General features: G+C 57.5%; 20 protein-coding genes. 4 read left to right on the plus strand and 16 right to left on the minus strand.

Annotated elements, in window-relative coordinates; genetic code table 11:
* Positions 1-130 precede the first annotated feature (130 nt).
* Together AC3GOJ_RS03735 and lgt are read right to left on the minus strand one after the other, a co-directional pair.
* Positions 131-604, minus strand: a complete 474-nt coding sequence (locus AC3GOJ_RS03735; RefSeq protein ID WP_488236128.1) for a VOC family protein — start codon at positions 602-604, stop codon at positions 131-133.
* An 18-nt stretch (positions 605-622) separates the two neighbouring features.
* Complete coding sequence (gene lgt / locus AC3GOJ_RS03740) at positions 623-1,411, minus strand: prolipoprotein diacylglyceryl transferase (RefSeq protein WP_488236129.1); 789 nt, start codon at positions 1,409-1,411, stop codon at positions 623-625.
* Between the two features lie 117 nt (positions 1,412-1,528).
* Between lgt and ilvD the strand changes: the two genes are divergently transcribed.
* A complete protein-coding gene (gene ilvD / locus AC3GOJ_RS03745; RefSeq protein WP_488236130.1) occupies positions 1,529-3,385 on the plus strand; it encodes a dihydroxy-acid dehydratase in 1,857 nt (618 codons plus the stop codon).
* Positions 3,386-3,481: 96 nt separating this feature from the next.
* Here the strand turns inward: ilvD and AC3GOJ_RS03750 are convergent, their stop codons facing one another.
* From AC3GOJ_RS03750 to AC3GOJ_RS03795, 10 genes are all read right to left on the minus strand, one after another.
* Positions 3,482-3,760, minus strand: coding sequence for a YMGG-like glycine zipper-containing protein (locus AC3GOJ_RS03750; RefSeq protein ID WP_488236131.1), 279 nt, complete (start codon positions 3,758-3,760; stop codon positions 3,482-3,484).
* Positions 3,761-3,781: 21 nt separating this feature from the next.
* Positions 3,782-4,171: a Rap1a/Tai family immunity protein gene (locus tag AC3GOJ_RS03755; protein WP_488236132.1), complete on the minus strand. Its 390-nt coding sequence runs from the start codon at positions 4,169-4,171 to the stop codon at positions 3,782-3,784.
* Positions 4,172-4,258: 87 nt separating this feature from the next.
* Positions 4,259-6,544, minus strand: coding sequence for an NADP-dependent malic enzyme (locus AC3GOJ_RS03760; protein WP_488236133.1), 2,286 nt, complete (start codon positions 6,542-6,544; stop codon positions 4,259-4,261).
* 181 nt (positions 6,545-6,725) lie between these two features.
* Positions 6,726-7,007, minus strand: coding sequence for an HU family DNA-binding protein (locus tag AC3GOJ_RS03765; protein ID WP_488236134.1), 282 nt, complete (start codon positions 7,005-7,007; stop codon positions 6,726-6,728).
* Positions 7,008-7,264: 257 nt separating this feature from the next.
* Positions 7,265-8,110 (minus strand): TatD family hydrolase, encoded by an 846-nt coding sequence (locus AC3GOJ_RS03770; RefSeq protein ID WP_488236135.1) that lies wholly within the window; start codon positions 8,108-8,110, stop codon positions 7,265-7,267.
* Between the two features lie 12 nt (positions 8,111-8,122).
* Entirely contained in the window at positions 8,123-9,373 is a 1,251-nt protein-coding gene (locus AC3GOJ_RS03775; RefSeq protein ID WP_488236136.1) for a D-amino acid dehydrogenase, read from the minus strand.
* A complete protein-coding gene (locus tag AC3GOJ_RS03780) occupies positions 9,370-11,571 on the minus strand; it encodes a RelA/SpoT family protein (protein WP_488236137.1) in 2,202 nt (733 codons plus the stop codon). The genes AC3GOJ_RS03775 and AC3GOJ_RS03780 overlap by 4 nt, the downstream gene beginning before the upstream one ends.
* A 34-nt stretch (positions 11,572-11,605) precedes the next feature.
* Positions 11,606-11,812, minus strand: coding sequence for a DNA-directed RNA polymerase subunit omega (rpoZ, locus tag AC3GOJ_RS03785; RefSeq protein WP_488236138.1), 207 nt, complete (start codon positions 11,810-11,812; stop codon positions 11,606-11,608).
* A gap of 16 nt (positions 11,813-11,828) precedes the next feature.
* On the minus strand, positions 11,829-12,464 hold the full coding sequence (gene gmk / locus AC3GOJ_RS03790; RefSeq protein WP_488236139.1) for a guanylate kinase: 636 nt from the start codon (positions 12,462-12,464) through the stop codon (positions 11,829-11,831).
* Positions 12,465-12,513: 49 nt separating this feature from the next.
* Complete coding sequence (locus AC3GOJ_RS03795; protein WP_488236140.1) at positions 12,514-13,377, minus strand: YicC/YloC family endoribonuclease; 864 nt, start codon at positions 13,375-13,377, stop codon at positions 12,514-12,516.
* Between the two features lie 64 nt (positions 13,378-13,441).
* Between AC3GOJ_RS03795 and rph the strand changes: the two genes are divergently transcribed.
* From rph to hemW, 3 genes are read left to right on the plus strand one after another with little or no spacing between them, the layout of a single operon-like run.
* Entirely contained in the window at positions 13,442-14,158 is a 717-nt protein-coding gene (gene rph, locus AC3GOJ_RS03800; RefSeq protein WP_488236141.1) for a ribonuclease PH, read from the plus strand.
* A gap of 5 nt (positions 14,159-14,163) precedes the next feature.
* Positions 14,164-14,751, plus strand: coding sequence for an RdgB/HAM1 family non-canonical purine NTP pyrophosphatase (gene rdgB / locus AC3GOJ_RS03805; RefSeq protein WP_488236142.1), 588 nt, complete (start codon positions 14,164-14,166; stop codon positions 14,749-14,751).
* A gap of 3 nt (positions 14,752-14,754) precedes the next feature.
* Positions 14,755-15,969, plus strand: coding sequence for a radical SAM family heme chaperone HemW (gene hemW / locus AC3GOJ_RS03810; RefSeq protein ID WP_488236143.1), 1,215 nt, complete (start codon positions 14,755-14,757; stop codon positions 15,967-15,969).
* Position 15,970: 1 nt separating this feature from the next.
* Here hemW and trmB read toward each other — a convergent pair whose 3' ends face one another.
* Genes trmB through thiS form a run of 4 tightly spaced genes read right to left on the minus strand, consistent with a single transcriptional unit; the run spans position 15,971 to position 18,269 of the window.
* On the minus strand, positions 15,971-16,678 hold the full coding sequence (gene trmB / locus AC3GOJ_RS03815; RefSeq protein ID WP_488236144.1) for a tRNA (guanosine(46)-N7)-methyltransferase TrmB: 708 nt from the start codon (positions 16,676-16,678) through the stop codon (positions 15,971-15,973).
* Entirely contained in the window at positions 16,675-17,250 is a 576-nt protein-coding gene (locus AC3GOJ_RS03820; RefSeq protein ID WP_488236145.1) for a hypothetical protein, read from the minus strand. Before AC3GOJ_RS03820 ends, trmB begins: the two co-directional genes overlap by 4 nt.
* Positions 17,251-17,262: 12 nt before the next feature.
* A complete protein-coding gene (locus AC3GOJ_RS03825; RefSeq protein WP_488236218.1) occupies positions 17,263-18,048 on the minus strand; it encodes a thiazole synthase in 786 nt (261 codons plus the stop codon).
* 20 nt (positions 18,049-18,068) lie between these two features.
* Positions 18,069-18,269 (minus strand): sulfur carrier protein ThiS, encoded by a 201-nt coding sequence (thiS, locus tag AC3GOJ_RS03830; RefSeq protein ID WP_488236146.1) that lies wholly within the window; start codon positions 18,267-18,269, stop codon positions 18,069-18,071.
* Between the last annotated feature and the right edge of the window lie 7 nt (positions 18,270-18,276).

An 18,276-nucleotide genomic window follows, 5' to 3' on the forward strand; every position in this document is an offset into this window, starting at 1 on the left:
CGCCTGCTGCTCAAGAAGCTGCAGCTTCTTTGTACCCAAATCTGGCAGCAGATTCTGGCTCATCTATCTCAGCCAACCCCAGCGCTGCAGCCCGCCTGATGAAAATGATGGGTTGTTCAGCGCGGACCAATTAGCCGGCCAGTTTGGCAAACGCATCAATCACTTCCTGCGGTGCCTGTACCAGCTCGATCAGCACGCCTTCGCCCGCGATCGGAAATTCATCATTGGCCTTAGGGTGCATGAACGTAATGTCGTAACCAGCCGCGCCTTTACGGATGCCGCCCGGCGCAAAACGAACGCCGTTGTTGGTGAGCCATTCCACAGCGACAGGCAGATTATCGACCCACAGACCGATATGATTAAGTGGTGTCGCATGAACAGCGGGTTTCTTTTCCGGATCCAGCGGCTGCATCAGATCGACTTCTACCTTGAACGGGCCCTTGCCCATCGCGGTGATGTCTTCATCCACGTTTTCACGCTCGGATACAAAGTTACCGGTAATCTCAAGGCCGAGCATATCGACCCACAGCGTGCGTAGCTTTTCTTTCGAAGGGCCGCCAATGGCAATTTGCTGTACGCCGAGAATCTTGAATGGACGCGTCATACGGATACTCCTTAACGATTAAACAGGTTGGCGCTGGCTATAGCGATACATTACGATGCCAGCAAGAATCATGGGCAAACTCAACCATTGCCCCATCGATAGGTTGCCAAACAGCAACCCGAGAAAATCATCCGGCTCACGGCCAAATTCCGCGACAAAACGCGCGAGGCCGTAGCCCATCAGGAAAACGGCTGAAACCGCAGCTCGTGGTCGCGGCTTGGCGGCATATAACCAGAGCAGCACAAACAGCAGCAAGCCTTCGCAGGCAAACTGATACAGCTGCGATGGGTGCCGCGGAAAATAATCCGTCCGCGGAAAAATCATCGCCCAGGGCACATCGGTCACACGGCCCACCAGCTCACCGTTAATAAAGTTACCCATACGCCCTGCCGCAAGACCCAGCGGCACCAACGGGGCAATAAAGTCAGTGACTTCAAAAAAACTGCGCCCATGCTTGCGGCCATAAAGCCACATCGCCAGCAACACACCCAGCAAACCGCCATGGAACGACATGCCACCCTGCCAGAGAGCAAAGACTTCCAGCGGATGGCTCAGGTAGTACCCGGCCTTGTAGAACAGCACATAACCCAGCCGCCCGCCCAGAACTACACCCAGTGCGCCATAAAAAAGGAGATCGTCGATGGCCTGATTGGTCCAACCCGCCGCGGGCAGCCGCTTGGCATGCACCCGGCCCAGCACCACAAACAGCACGAAGGCCAGCAGATACATCAAGCCGTACCAATGCACTGACAGCGGGCCGACACTTATAGCAACAGGATCAAACTGCGGGTGAATCAGATAAGACATAGCAACCTGTAAAGTTCACAGCAAAACCCTGCTGTGGCGATAGAATAACGAAATTATAGGCCACGATGAGCCCTCGGCTCAGGCAAAGCCCGTCTGTTTGTTCCTAAAGGATCCGTTATGCCGCAATACCGCTCCCGTACCTCGACCCATGGCCGCAATATGGCTGGTGCCCGCTCGCTATGGCGCGCCACCGGCATGAAAGACGGCGATTTCGGTAAACCGATCATTGCGGTGGTCAATTCATTTACGCAATTCGTGCCGGGCCACGTGCATCTTAAAGATCTGGGCCAACTGGTCGCACGTGAAATTGAAGCGGCGGGCGGCGTTGCCAAAGAGTTCAACACCATTGCGGTTGATGATGGCATTGCCATGGGCCACGGCGGTATGCTGTATTCCCTGCCATCACGCGAACTGATCGCAGACTCGGTGGAATACATGGCCAATGCCCACTGCGCCGATGCGCTGGTCTGCATTTCTAACTGCGACAAGATCACCCCGGGCATGCTGATGGCAGCCCTGCGCCTGAATATCCCGGCGATTTTTGTGTCGGGTGGCCCCATGGAAGCCGGCAAAGTCAAAATTGGTGGCAAGGTGATTTCACTCGATCTGGTCGATGCCATGGTGAAAGCGGCTGATTCGAAATGCTCCGATGAAGAAGTCGAAGCGGTTGAGCGCTCGGCCTGCCCAACCTGCGGTTCATGCTCCGGCATGTTTACCGCAAACTCGATGAACTGCCTGACCGAAGCCCTGGGTCTGTCGTTGCCAGGCAATGGCACCCTGGTCGCTACCCACGCCGATCGCAAGTCGCTATTCCTCGGTGCTGGTCAGCGCATTGTCGAACTCTGCAAGCGCTACTACGAGCAGGATGATGCGTCGGTGTTGCCGCGCAATGTCGCGAACAAGAAGGCCTTTGAAAACGCCATGGCACTCGATGTCGCAATGGGCGGCTCCACCAATACCGTGCTGCACATTCTTGCCGCCGCGCAAGAAGCGGGTGTTGATTTCACCATGCAGGATATCGACCGCATTTCGCGGCATGTGCCCTGCCTGTGCAAAGTCGCTCCCATGACAGACAAATATCATATTGAAGACGTGCATCGTGCCGGCGGCATTCTCGGCCTGCTGGCTGAACTGGATCGCGCTGGTGTGATTCATCGCGACACCCCCACCGTGCACGCACCAACGCTGGGTGCTGCCATGGATCAATACGATGTCACACGCAGCACCGATGAACGTGTGCAAACCCTGTTCCGTGCTTCACCCGGTGGCATACCGACACAAACCGCGTTCTCGCAAGACCGTCGCTACGATGATCTGGACACCGACCGTACCAACGGCTGTATCCGTGATCGTGCCCACGCCTACTCGCAGGATGGCGGCCTGGCCGTGCTCCACGGCAACCTGGCGTTGAATGGTTGTATCGTTAAAACAGCAGGTGTGGATGAATCCATTCTACAGTTCACGGGCAAGGCTCGCGTTTACGAAAGCCAGGAAGATGCCGTTGAAGGCATTCTTTCGGGTGAAGTGGTCGAGAACGATGTAGTCGTGATTCGCTACGAAGGCCCGCAAGGTGGCCCTGGCATGCAGGAAATGCTGTACCCCACCTCCTATCTGAAATCACGCGGCCTAGGCAAAGCCTGTGCGTTGCTGACGGATGGCCGCTTCTCCGGTGGCACATCGGGTCTATCCATAGGCCACGTTTCTCCGGAAGCCGCGGATGGTGGTCTAATTGGTCTGGTGGAAACCGGTGACACGATTGAAATTGATATCCCGAACCGCCGGATTCACCTGGCCGTTAGCGAAGACGATCTGGCAGCACGTACCGCTGCGATGAACGCCCGTGGCGAAAAAGCCTGGAAGCCCGTAGCACGTGAACGTCTGGTTAGTCAGGCACTGAAGGCTTACGCGTTGTTTGCGACGTCCGCTGATCGTGGTGCTGTGCGTGACATCAGCCAGGTTGTACGCAAAAGCTAAGAAAAAACCAGTCGTTAAAAACAACGAAGGGTGCCATGGCACCCTTCGTTGTTTGAGGCTCCCGAATGCGAATTCAGGACACATTTTTGAAGTGTCTTAGTTGCTGCCAGAGGCTTTGCCCGCCTGATAGCCCTTGTTGTACTGTTGCTGCTTCGACTTTTCATAAGAGTCATAAGCGTAGCCACCGATCGCGCCGACGGCAGCACCACCCACGGCACCCCAGATCGGATTACCGCCAGCAATCGCGGTAATACCCGCACCGGCAGCGGCACCAATGGCACCACCCGACAGGGTGCGCTGCTGGGTATCACTCATGCCCGAGCAACCCGTGAGGACGGCGGCAACCACCGGAACAATGATCAACGTTTTTTTCATGGTGTGTACTCCGTATTCAGATTACTTGCCAGCTTTGCTGCTTGCACAGGGAAAGCGCTCGGTCAGGAAGCGCAGTGCCGATTCGGCGGCCGGCATATCCTTGATTTCCGGCTTGTTGCCGGCCCAGGTCACATACTCATCCAGTACTTGCTGACGCTGCGGTGCCGGTTGCGAAACACAGATCTTGTTCTGGGCAAACTTCGGGTGGCGGGTTACTAGATACGTGTCATACACGCCCTGACCAAAGCCATTACAGTAGGCCTGTACCGGTGCGTTGGCTTTGTCTTTGCAAAGGGCGACCATTTCAGCTGTACTGGTGGCCCGATGGGTGGGCTGTTGCGCAGCGGGTGCGGCAGCAAAAGCAGAAGCCGACAGCAATGCCGTGCTGGCAATCAGAATCGTTTTTTTCACGAACATCTCCTTGGGTTATTCTAATCCCCGCGGTTGGCAGGGTACTAAATGACTCTAGTCTCTTTAATCGTTAACGGCAAGCCGGTTTCAGGAACGTTTGGCTTGAAGCGCATCCATCACGGCCATGGCCGTCATGTTGACTACGCGGCGTACCGTCGATGATGAGGTCAGGATGTGCACCGGATGCGCCGCGCCGAGCAGGATTGGCCCGATGGTCACTCCCGAACCACCGATCATTTTGATCAGGTTGTACGAGATGTTGGCAGCATCCAGATTCGGCATAACGAGCACGTTGGCCTCGCCCTTGAGCGCGGAGTCCGGATAGGCGCTTAGGCGGATTTCTTCTGACAGGGCGGAGTCACCATGCATTTCGCCATCGACATCCATTTCGCCGGAAGACAGTGCGGGCAGCAATGCCGCTGCACGGCTCATCTTGAGAGCCGACTCTGACGAGGATGAACCAAAGTTGGAATGCGATAGCAGCGCCACTTTCGGATGAACACCAAAACGTTTCACTTCATCGGCAGCCAGCATGGCAATCTCGGCCACTTGTTCGGCGTTCGGATTCTCGTTCACGTGCGTGTCAGCAATGAACAGTGACCGACCGGGCAGCATCAGATAGTTCATGGCGGCAAAGACGTTAACGCCTGAGCGTTTGCCGATTACCTCGTTGACCACCTGCAGGTGGTCGCTGTACTGACCGAGGACGCCACAGATCATGCCGTCGGCGAAGCCCAGCTTCATCAGCATGGCACCCATCAGTGTGGTATCGCGACGCATGGCGGATTTAGCCACTGCCGGGGTCACACCCCGGCGAGCCATCAGCTTGTGATAAGCCATCCAGCAGTCGCGATAGCGAGGGTCATTTTCCGGATTGACCAGTTCGAAATCCACACCCGGCCTGATGCGCAGACCGGCCCGCTGCAGACGCTTCTCAACAACCGCCGGGCGGCCGATCAGCACCGGTGTGGCCAGCTGCTCTTCGAGAATGATCTGTGTGGCGCGCAGGACACGTTCATCTTCGCCCTCGGCAAAGATAATGCGCTGGCGAGGGCCTTCCTTGCAGGCGACGAATACGGCGCGCATGCCGAGGCCGGTGTGATAAACGAACTCTTTCAGACGTTCGATGTAGGCATTCATGTCGGCGATTGGTCGCCGCGCTACGCCCGAACTGACGGCAGCTTTGGCAACGGCCGGCGCAATCCGTGTAATCAGACGCGGATCGAAGGGTTTCGGAATCAGATATTCCGGGCCAAAGTGCAGGTTGTGGCCGGCGTAGGCCATGGCCACTTCATCGGAGACTTCCACTTCGGCCAGTTCAGCGATGGCGTAGACGCAAGCCAGTTTCATTTCTTCCGTAATCGTGGTCGCGCCAACATCAAGTGCTCCACGGAAAATAAACGGAAAGCAGAGCACGTTATTGACTTGGTTCGGATAATCCGAACGACCGGTCGCGATGATGGCATCCGGCCGCACCTTGCGGGCTTCTTCCGGCATGATTTCAGGCGTGGGGTTGGCCAGCGCGAAGATCAACGGGTTTTCATTCATCGGCGGCAGCCATTCGGCTTTCAGTGCGCCAGCGGCCGACAGGCCGAGGAACACATCCGCACCGACCAGCGCATCTTTCAGTGTGCGTGCCTCGGTCTGCTGAGCATACTTGGCTTTGGTTGGCTCCATGTTTTCTTCACGGCCGACGTAGATCACGCCTTTGGAGTCGCAGACGGTAATGTGTTCTCGCATGACACCGATTTCACACCAAAGATCCAGACAGGCAATCGCGGCTGCACCGGCACCCGACACCACGACGCGGACTTCGGCGATATGTTTCTTAATGACCTTGAGGCCGTTGATCAGTGCCGAAGCGGAAATAATCGCGGTGCCATGCTGATCGTCGTGGAAGACAGGGATCTTCATCCGCTTCTTGAGTTCGCGCTCAATGTAGAAACACTCCGGCGCTTTGATGTCTTCCAGATTGATGCCGCCGAGCGTGGGCTCCAGCGCCGCAATCATCTCGATCAGCTTGTCCGGGTCATTCTCGGCCAGCTCGATGTCGAAGACATCGATGCCTGCGAATTTCTTGAATAGGCAGCCTTTACCCTCCATGACGGGCTTCGAGGCCAGCGGGCCGATATTGCCCAGGCCGAGTACCGCCGTACCGTTGGTGACCACGCCGACCAGATTGCCGCGTGCAGTCAGCGTATCGGCTTCATCGGGATTGTTTTCGATTTCTTCACAGGCGAAGGCAACGCCTGGCGAATAGGCCAGTGCCAGGTCGCGCTGGTTGGTTAACCCTTTGGTCGGGGTGACAGAGATTTTTCCGTGAGTCGGAAAACGGTGGTACTCCAGCGCGGCTTCGCGCAGGTCCTTCTGCATGGCAGACTCCAACTTCACCCGATGGGCTCTCGTCTTTCGGGTGGATTGATCAGACAGTTGCGTTTCGGTCAGAGAAACGCAAACGAAATGATGATTTTCCTCTTTTGCGCCGTGAAAGGCAAAGTGCGGCGCAATAAAAAACGGCTCGCCGAAGCGAGCCGTTCTAGCATGACAGGCGCGATTACTTGCGCTTGTTCACGGCGTCCTTGAATGCCTTGCCAGCCGAGAACTTCACAGTCTTGGCGGCCGGGATCTTGATAGTTTCGCCAGTTTGCGGGTTGCGACCGGTACGGGCAGCGCGCTTGCCGCTCGAGAACGAACCAAAACCAACCAGGCTCACCGAGTCACCCTTGGTCACAGCCTTAACAACGGCGGCAACCGTGGCATCCAGAGCAGCTTGTGCAGCGGCTTTGCTCAGCTTGGCATCTTTAGCAATCACTTCAATCAGTTCAGCTTTATTCATAAGGGTGTCTCCCAATGGTTTGTACAAAATCTTTAGAACCAGCTACACATGAGCTGATCGCGTGAAACCATTATGCCCTGATTTCTGAGGGTTTTTACAAGAGTTTTCATGAATTTTTTCTGGGTAAGCCCGCTGTAAGCCTTGTCAGGTGGCGCTTTCAGCGGGGCGGTGTGTTGGGCCGTGCACCAAAACCGTTTTTGATGATCGCGACGAACACGCAAAAAACCCTGTTTCAACAAGGTATTGGCGAGTTCTCTTCACAAACCGACTAATTGTGTGCGTGCACCATCATGGTCTGTAAAGAAAATGCAACGGACATTTTCAGTTGTTGATTTTGCCAACGCACTCAAAGACTCTTCGCGCAACGACGCAACCGTCTCGGCAATGCGTTGTAATTGTGAAGACTCGTTTCGTTGACCGTGTAACCAGGCGGGTGCCATATCGGGCGCATCGGTTTCCAGTACAAAAGCCGAGGGGGGCAGTGACTGCAACACAGCACGAATCCGTGTTGAGCCTTCGTAAGTGCAACTGCCGCCGAAGCCGAGCAGGAAGCCCATGCGCGTCAGTTGATCCGCTTGTTCCCGGCTGCCATTAAATGCATGCGCGATACCGCCGGGAATTTTTTTGGAGCGCCCCTGGATACGTTTCAAGGACTGGATCACATCTTCCACGGCATGGCGAACGTGCAGGATCACCGGTAACGCATGGGTCGCCGCCAGTGCCAGTTGTGCCTCAAACCAGTATTGTTGTGTTGTAAAATCGGGGGCACCGCGAAAACGGTCGAGCCCGATTTCACCAACGGCGACGGCGTGCGTTGAGCGTAGCTGCGTTTCAAGCTGTGCCAGATCGTCTGGCTGGGCCTGCATGACATAGAGTGGATGTATACCGTAGGCCGGGAGAATGCGCGGCCAATCCGGACGCTGTGCGGAGGTCTCGGCTAAGGTCTGGAGTGCCTTAAAGCCGGTGGCTGTGACCGCAGGATTAATGCAGTGCGTGATACCGGCGTTGCGCGCCCGAATCAAAGCCGCGTCGCGGTCGGCATCAAACTCCGGCGCGTCCCAGTGAACGTGGGTATCAATCCAGGTCAGGGGTGGTTCTGACATGGGGCATCACGATCAATAGCGATAGAGAAACGGAAAATCCGTTTCCGGACGGATGCCGGAAATCATGTCGGCCAACGCTTTGCCGGAACCACAGGCCATCGTCCAGCCCAGCGTGCCATGCCCCGTATTGAGAAAGAGGTTGCCGGGTTGTGCGCGGCCGATAAGCGGCACGTTGGAGGGCGTTGCCGGCCGTAGGCCGGTCCAGTACTCCGGTACGCCAACGGTGCGCAGGTGCGGAAAAATCTGTTGTGTGCGTTCGGCAATAGCGGCACAGCGCACAGCATTGAGCCCCATGTTGTAGCCGTTCATTTCTGCGGTACCAGCAATACGTAAGCGATTGCCCAGGCGAGAGAATACGATCTTGTGGCCGTCATCCGTCAGGCTAACCGATGGTGCAAAATTTTCGCCCTCGGCCAGCGTGAACGTGGCTGAATAGCCTTTGGCTGGATAGATCGGTACCGACAAGCCGAGTGGTGCCAGCAAATGGTTGCTGAAACTGCCGCAGGCCACAACATAAGCATCCGCCTGAAGGCGCTCGCCGTTATACCGTTCAATACTATCAATGTGCGTCGCGTCACCGCGTAAACGAACGATGGGTGTCCCCATCAGAAACTGAACACCTTGAGCCTGGGCCAGCTCAGCGAGGCGTCGTGTAAACAGATGCGCATCACCGGATTCATCCGAGGGGGTGAAGTGCCCACCCACGATGAGGTGGCGGGCATCGTCGAGGGCGGGTTCAATCTGCACACAGGTGGCGGCATCCACGGCGCGCCGATCGAGTCCGTAATCACGCATGAGTTCAGCCGCCATGGCGGCATGCTCATATTCGCGTTCGTCCGTGTAAAAATGCAAAATGCCACGGGTCAGCTGATCATATTGAATCCCGGTCTGGTCACGCAGTTGCTGCAGACAGGCCCGACTGTAGATTGCCAGATTGACGATGGCCCGGATGTTGGCCCGGGTGCGTGGGGCTCGACACTCACCGAGAAAACGGAGACCCCAGCGAAATAGTTCCGGGTCCAGTCGCCAGCGAAACAGCAGTGGGGCATTTTCCCGGCCTATCCAGCGCAAAATTTTTCCGATCGCGCCGGGGTTGGCCCAAGGCTCGGCGTGCGAGACGGAAATCTGTCCACCATTCGCGAAACTGGTTTCCTGGCCGGCACCCGGTTGACGATCAATAACCGTGACTTCGTGCCCGGCCTGCGACAGATACCACGCCGTCGTTGTCCCGACTACGCCGGCACCGATCACGATAATTTTCATGAAGCGCGCTCTTCGCTCTCCCGAACCCGGGCAATGCGTGATACTTCAGGAATGTGTCGGACCCCACGCATGACGCGGGCGAGGTGTTTGCGATCCCGCACCTGCAGGGTAAAGAACAGGGTGGTATACATGCCGCCGGCGTCATCCATGCTGATATGGACGATGTTGGAATCAGCCTCGGCGATCGCGGCAGAAATCTTGGCGAGTACACCACGCTGGTTACGGATTTCGACACGAATTCGTACGTCGAACTGACTGTTGATTTCCGGTGCCCATTCCACATCCACCCATTTCTGGGCGTCCTGCCCGAGATGCCGGCGAATCTTCAGGCAATCATGCGTATGCACAACCAGGCCGCGGTTGGCATCGAGCGAACCCACAATCGGGTCGCCGGGGATTGGTTGGCAACAGGTCGAGAGATGCACTGCGACACCATCCGCGCCGTTGATCATCACGGGTGCGCTCGCCGCCTTAGGGAGTGCCTTGGCTGGATCGAGACCAAGCAATTCGACGACCACATCGCCCGCCGGACGCTGACCTGTGCCAATTTGACTGAGTATGTGGCCTTCGGCCTGAGCGCCCGAGCGATCCAGCACCCGACCCCAGCCGGCAACGGGCACATCTTGCAAGCGCTGACCATAACGGGCCAGTTCGCTTGACAACATGCGCTTACCCAGTGCGGCAGAGGATTCGTGATGTGCAGAACGCAGGAAGTGGCGGATTTTGCTACGGGTGCGACCGGATTTGACGAACTTCAACCAGGCGGGATTCGGGTTCGGAATCACCGCAGTCACAATCTCAATCTGATCGCCATTCTGCAGCTCGGTGCGCAGGGGCGCAAATTCGCGATTGATTCTGGCCGCCACGCAACGGTTGCCAATGTCGGTGTGAACGGCATAGGCAAAATCCACGGCCGTGGCACCACGCGGCAGCGTCAGGATTTTGCCGTTGGGTGTAAAGACGAAAACCTCATCCGGGAAGAGATCCACCTTGGCATGTTCATAGAATTCGGAGGAGTCACCGCTCATTGATTGCATTTCGACCAGGGACTCCAGCCACTTGGTCGTTTTGTGATGCAGATCATCCGAGAACTTGCCAGATTCCTTGTACAGCCAGTGAGAGGCGACGCCTTCCTGGGCCAGGCGATGCATGTTCCGTGTGCGGATCTGGATTTCGATGGGCGTGCCGTAGGGGCCGATTAGCGTGGTGTGCAACGACTGATAGCCATTCACTTTGGGAATGGCCAGATAATCCTTGAATTTTCCCGGCAGCGGTTTGTACAGGGCATGCAGCGCGCCCAGCGCCAGGTAGCAGCTGGCATCATCATCAACGACGACACGAAAACCATAGAGATCCAGCACCTGGGAAAACGACAGATGTTTCTCGATCATCTTGCGGTAGATCGAGTAGAGCGTTTTCTGTCGACCGAACACTTCGGCCCTGACCCCGGCTTGCGCCAATTTATCGGACAGACTGGTCAGAATCCGTTGCACCATCTCCTTGCGATTGCCGCGTACGGATTTAACGGCGCGGACCAGCACTTCGTAGCGGTGCGGATAGATGTTCTGGAAGGCCAGATCCTGCAACTCACGGAACAGGGTATTCAACCCCAGGCGGTTGGCAATCGGGGCGTAAATTTCCAAGGTTTCGCGGGCGATGCGCCGCCGCTTGTCCGGGCGCATTGAGCCCAGCGTCTGCATGTTGTGCAGACGATCTGTCAGCTTGATGAGAATAACGCGGATATCGCGCGCCATGGCCAGCAGCATTTTGCGGAAATTTTCCGCCTGTGCTTCGTGCTGGCTGGCAAATTCCAGGCGGTCCAGCTTGGAAAGGCCTTCGACGAGATCGGCAACCGGTTTGCCGAATCGTTGCGTCAGGTCTTCCTTGGTGGCACCGGTATCTTCAATCGTATCGTGGAGTAATGCCGCCATGATGGCGACGGCATCCATTTTCCATTCGGCCAAGGCACCAGCCACCGCTAGGGGGTGTGTAATGTAAGGTTCGCCGGAGGTGCGATTCTGCCCCCGATGGCACCGTTCACTAAAGACAAAGGCCTCTTCTACCCGTGCCAGATCGGCAGCGGGGAGGTAATCCAGACTATCAATAAAAACCCGGTAAGCCGGGTCATCCGGCCCTAGGGCCGGTGGCAAATCAGGCGGAATGTCGGGGTTCACCGGGGCACGGGCTTCCGTGTTCATGATGTACCCTCAATCTTCCGCCTAAGCCATTAACTCAGGCCTGAGGGCGATTCAGAATCTCGGCACCGACCAAGCCTTCGCCGATTTCGCGCAGCGCGATGACGGTCGGCTTATCCATATCGGGCTCAACGTGCGCCGTAGCACCGTTGGCCAGCTGACGGGCGCGGTAAGTGGCTGCCAGCGTCATTTGGAAGCGGTTGGGGATGCGATTCAGGCAATCTTCGACAGTGATACGTGCCATGGTGTTTTCCGTTCAATTAGCGATGGAGGTAGGAAGCCATCAGGGCTGAATGGCGTTGCGACTGATTGGTCAGTCGCGTCCGGGCCGCAGCAAACACGGCCAGCAATTCAGCCAGCGCTTCTTCCAGATTTTCGTTAATTATAACGTAGGGAAACTCGTTGAGATGCGCCAATTCCTCACGGGCATTGGCAACCCGACGGGCAATGATCTCGGGCGAATCCTGGCCGCGGCCCTGTAATCGGGTTTCCAGCACATCAAATGACGGCGGCACAATAAAGACACCGACCGACGCCGGGTAAACCTTGCGCACTTGTTGAGCACCCTGCCAGTCGATCTCCAAAATCACGTCCCGATCAGCCTGTAACAGGGTCTCAATGCCCTGACGGCTGGTGCCATAAAAGTTACCGTGAACTTCGGCCGATTCCAGAAAGTCGCCTGTCGCCTGCATCTGGCGAAAGGTTTCTACTGACACAAAGTGATAATGCACCCCGTTCTCTTCACCGGGGCGCGGCGTGCGGGTCGTTGTCGAAATCGACAGTGCCAGACGAGGATTTTGCGCCAGCGCCATGCGGGTCAATGTGGTTTTGCCGGCGCCAGAGGGGGCGGCAATCACAAATAGACTGCCGGGGCCAATGGAGGTGTTCTGCGTCATGTGTGCTCTGCCTTTTTTGCCAAGTTACCCATAGGGTGCAAGCGGCGGGTTATTCGATATTCTGCACCTGTTCGCGAATTTGTTCGATCAGCAGCTTCAGCTCCATGGCGATAGCCGAGACTTCGCTGCTTACGGATTTGGAGCCCAGTGTATTGGCTTCACGGTTCAGCTCCTGCATCAGGAAATCCAGTCGCTTGCCGGCTTGACCCGGTGTGGCAACCACGCGATCCACTTCTTCCAGATGGACTTTGAGACGACCTAATTCTTCAGCGACATCCGTGCGTACGGCGTACAGCGTGAGCTCCTGACGGATGCGCTCGTCTTCCGCATTACCCATCACTTCCAGCAGTTTAGCCCGGGCTTTGTCAGCATAGGCCTGCTGAGCAGCAGGAATCAGCGGATCAGCTTTGGCCACCAGCGCGCGCATGGCGGCGGTGCGCTCCTTGATCAGTTCGGCCAGGCGCTGGCCTTCGCGCTGTCGTACGGCTTTCAGATTCGTAATGGCTTCGGCGGCCATGGCCTGGTACTCGGGTAGCAGTGCACTCCAATCTAGCGCCGCCGTGCGCACCACGCCGGGCCAGCGCAGTACATCAGCGGTACTCAGATCGCGGCTGTCCTTGAAGATCGATTGCACTTCCTGAGCCAGTCCTAAAAGTGCCTGCATCCGTTCCGGATCCAATGTTTCCGTCGTGTCGCCAGCCGCCAGCGCCCAACCGGCACGGCACTCGACCTTACCGCGGGCCAGTTGTTTGGCCAGTAACTCACGCAAGGGCATTTCTAGTTCGCGCAGCTCTTCCGGAAAGCGGAAGGCCAGGTCGAGAAAACGGGAGTTGACGCTTTTGATGTCAAAGGTCAAGGTACCACCGGCGATGGGGCGGGTGATAGCGGCAAAGCCGGTCATGCTGGCAATCATGCGGACATCCTGAATTCGGGTAAAAATCGTACAATGCCGACGAGTTTAAACGATAGGAACCCTCATGCGTCCGAGCCAACGTCAATCTGATGAATTACGCCCGCTGTCCCTGACCCGTGGTTACACGGCTCACGCCGAAGGCTCGGTGCTGATTCAGGTGGGACAGACCCGCGTGCTTTGCACGGCCAGCGTGGAAACCAACCTGCCGCCCTGGCTGCGCGGTAAGGGCCAAGGCTGGGTCACGGCCGAATATGGCATGCTGCCGCGCGCGACGCATACACGCTCCGCGCGCGAAGCAGCCAAAGGCAAACAGACCGGACGTACCCAGGAGATCCAACGCCTCATCGGGCGCAGCCTGCGGGCGGTGACAGATCTGGTCGCCCTGGGTGAACGCCAAATCACGCTGGATTGCGATGTGCTGCAAGCGGATGGGGGCACGCGCTGTGCAGCCATTACCGGGGCCTGGGTAGCACTGCATGATGCCTGCGCCAAACTGGTGGCCGAAGGCACGCTGGCAACCAACCCGATTCGCGATCATGTGGCGGCGATTTCGGTGGGAATCTTTGAGGGTCAGCCAGTCCTCGATCTGGACTATGCCGAAGACGCCAACTGCGATACCGACATGAACGTCATCATGACTGGCGGTGGCGGTATCGTCGAGATTCAGGGCACCGCCGAAGGGACCCCGTTCAGTCGTGACGAACTGACGCAGCTGGTGGATCTGGCTGATGCCGGTATTCGCCAACTGATTGCCGCACAAACCCAGGCCGTGAAGGTTTGAACGTCATGAAGCAGCTGGTCCTGGCTTCGAACAATGCCAAAAAGCTCAAAGAGCTCGGTGAGCTGCTCATCCCGCTGGGCATCGAACTGATTCCACAAGGGCAGCTTGACATTCCCGAAGCCGAAGAACCCTTTCCGACCTTTGTCGAAAACGCACTGGCCAAAGCGCGCCACGCCGCCCGTTTGAGTGGGCTACCGGCGCTGGCCGATGATTCGGGGCTTTGTGTCCGTGCGCTGGCGGGCGCGCCCGGTGTCCTGTCGGCACGTTATGCCGGTGAACCCAAGTCAGACGCGCGGAACAATGCTCACTTGCTCACAGCACTGGCAGGCCAAGTGGATCGGGCAGCGCATTTTGTCAGCGTCCTGGTGTTGGTCCGTCACTCAGACGACCCGCAGCCCATCATGGCCGAAGGCAATTGGCATGGCGAAATTCTGACGGAGGCTCGGGGGGCCGATGGGTTTGGTTACGATCCGCTCTTCTGGATTCCCACAGTAGGCAAATCGGCTGCCGAGATGGCTCCTCAGGAAAAAAACGCCTGTTCGCATCGCGGTATCGCCATGCACAAATTGCTGATGCAGTTGCCCGATCTATAAGCCGTGCAAACCATCACATTCGTCCCTAAGCCCGGGTCGCGTGCAGCGGCTGCAGGCGTCTTGAAACCCAACTTTACGCAGGCCGTGCCGTTATCACTCTATGTGCACATCCCCTGGTGTGTCCGTAAGTGCCCCTACTGTGATTTCAATTCGCACGCGGCACCCGAGCATCTGCCGGAAGCCGCGTTGGTTGATGCGTTGCTACAGGATCTGACCGCCGCATTACCCGGTATCTGGGGACGCCGTATCGAGACGGTGTTCTTTGGCGGGGGGACGCCCAGCCTGTTATCGCCGGCCGCCATTGATCGATTGATCACCGGATTTCGCATGCTGCTGCCACTGTCGCCGCAGGCCGAAATCACGCTGGAGGCCAACCCCGGCACGGTTGATGCCGGGCGCTTCGCCGGTTTCAAGGCGGCGGGCGTTAATCGCCTCTCCCTCGGTATTCAGAGCTTCAACGATGCCAGCCTGCAGGCGCTGGGCCGCATTCACGACCAGCAACAGGCCATCGCGGCGATTGAAGCTGCCGCCCGCACCTTCGATACCTTTAACCTTGATCTGATGGTCGGTCTACCGCTGCAAGACACAGCTGCTGCACTGACCGATATCAACCAAGCACTGGCCTTTAACCCGCCACACTTTTCCTGTTATCAGCTGACGCTGGAGCCGCACACCCCCTTTGCAGCGATGCCGCCTACCGGATTGCCCGATGACGATACCTGTGCCGAGATCCAGGATGGGCTGGAAAACCGCCTGGCCGAAGCGGGCTATACGCACTATGAAACTTCGGCCTTTGCCCGCCCGGGTCATCAATGCCGGCATAACCTGAATTACTGGACCTTCGGCGATTATCTGGGCATCGGCCCGGGGGCGCACAGCAAGCTGACGAATCACGAGGGTGCGCGTCGTCAGATGCGCCATAAATCGCCCCGGGCCTATCTGGCCGCTATTGAAAACGGGGATTTTATTCAGACTGACGACCCGATTCTGCCCGCCGATCTGACCGGTGAATTCATGATGAATGCGCTGCGCCTCAACCAGGGCTTCGGCATCGATCTCTATGAACGCTATACCGGATTACCCTGGCTGCTGGTCGGCCGCCAGGTAGATGCCGCTGTCCGCGATGGGTTTCTGGAATGGGTGACGCCGGGTCAGCATCTGCGCCCCACCCTGAAAGGCCGGCGCTTTCTGAACGTGCTGCTCCAGCGTTTTCTCTAACTCATTTCCGCCGGAATACCAGATCCCACACACCGTGGCCTAGCCGCAGGCCGCGTGCCTCAAACTTGGTGAGCGGGCGGTAGGCAGGTCGCTCGGCGTAATCTGTTGCCGTGTTTTCCAGTTGCGGATCGGCGCTCAGCACTTCCAGCATCTGCTCGGCATAGTTTTCCCAGTCGGTCGCACAGTGGATCGACCCGCCAGGTTTAAGGCGGGAGACTAGCGTACGCACAAATTCCGGCTGAATCAGACGTCGTTTGTGGTGGCGTGCTTTGTGCCATGGGTCGGGGAAGAACACCAGAATGCCATCCAGCGAGTCCGGCGCAATCATCTGGTTAACGACATCTACGGCATCGTGCGTCATCAAGCGCAGGTTCGTCAAACCCGCCTGCTCGATGAGTTTCAGCAGATTGCCCACACCGGGGCGATGCACTTCAATACCCAGGTAATCATGTTGCGGATGATTTTTGGCGATTTCCGCCGTTGCACCGCCCATGCCGAAACCAATCTCCAGAAAGCGAGGAGCCTGACGGCCGAAACGTTCGTTCCAATCCTGAATGGCCGGTGTGTAATCGACGCCCCACTGTGGCCAACCCTGGGTGATTGCTGTGCTCTGCGCATCGGTCAGCCGCCCTTCACGACGCACAAAGCTACGTATACGACGCAGATGCGCCGGGAGATCGCTGAGGACCTGTGTGCGTTTTTCATTCATGGTGTCTGTTCCATTGCTGTTTCCGCGTCCGGGGTGGTCACTTTCACCTCTGTGGCGCTCGCCGGTCGGGCCGGCTTGTTTTTAAGCTTCAGATAATTCGGATCGCTCACCTCGGCCAGGGTATCCCGGTAGCGCTGCTGCAGATTCATCTGCGGCAGCACCAGCGTGTCCGCCAGTGTCGGGCATGCCTCATCCAGAGCGGCGGGCGAGAGATCCAGTGATGTCTTCAGATGCATGGCCTGTGCCACACGCGCTTGCTGATTCGGGGTGTCTAGTGCAATCCGGTAATGCACGGCTAACGTTGCCGTCAGTGTCTGCATGGTCGACTGGTTCTCCGTCAGCCATGCTTCATAAGCTGCGGTTGCGGCCGGGAATGCATGGCACGCAGTCCCCAGCATGACCGTGGCGTTAGCGACACCGAAAACCCGTTGGATGCTTACCAGTTCTGGCTGATTAAACACATACGTATGGGGTCGCTGTGGTTCGGTCGTGTCTGCTGCAAAAAGCAACGTGGGCCCACTGCCGAGCAGTAGACCCAGGCTGACTGTGCAACACCGCAGGCGCAGCTTCAAAATGGTTTCGATTTAGTTGCGCCCAATCAGGCCTGTGGTGGGCGAGCTGGGGTCGGCACTATAAAACTTGCGCGGCATACGTCCGGCCATATAGGCGGCTCGGCCGGATTCAACGGCCAGCTTCATGGCGGTTGCCATCAGCACCGGATCCTGGGCGTGAGCGATTGCCGTGTTCATCAGCACACCGGCACAGCCAAGCTCCATGGCAATGGTGGCATCGGAAGCGGTGCCGACGCCGGCATCCACAATGACCGGCACCTTGGCCTGATCAAGGATCAGGCGCAGATTCCAGGGGTTCAGAATACCCATGCCTGAACCAATCAATGAAGCCAGCGGCATGATGGCGACGCAACCGATGTCTTCAAGCATTTTGGCCTGAATCGGGTCGTCCGAGCAGTAAACCATGACTTCGAAACCTTCTTTTACCAGCACTTCAGCGGCCTTGAGGGTTTCCGGCATGTTCGGAAACAGGCTGGTCTGATCGCCCAGCACCTCCAGTTTGCACAACGGGTGTCCATCTAGGAGTTCGCGGGCCAGGCGCAGTGTGCGGATCGCATCATCGGCGGTATAACAACCAGCGGTGTTGGGCAGAATGGTGTAGCGATCCGGTGTGATGACATCCAGCAGATTCGGGGCGCCGGCATCCTGGCCGATGTTGGTGCGCCGGATGGCCACCGTAACGATTTCAGCACCTGAAGCGGCGATTGCCCGGCCGGTCTCGTCGAAATCTTTGTATTTGCCGGTGCCGACCAGCAAGCGGGAACGATAGGTTTTACTGCCAATCGTGACAGTATTCAAAGCATCCTGGTGTTGCACGGTTAACCTCCGCCGACGGCGACAACAATTTCGATCTGATCACCCGGTTGCAGCATCACCGATGTATGCAGGCTACGCGGTACGATTTCGCCGTTGCGCTCAACGGCAACGCGTCGTCCGACGAGCTCAAGCTCGGCCAATAGATCGCTGACCAGCGCTGTATCGGCGCACGCATGTTCTTTACCGTTGACGGTGATTTTCATGCGCCGA

The sequence above is a fragment of the Fluviibacter sp. genome, assembly GCF_057744235.1.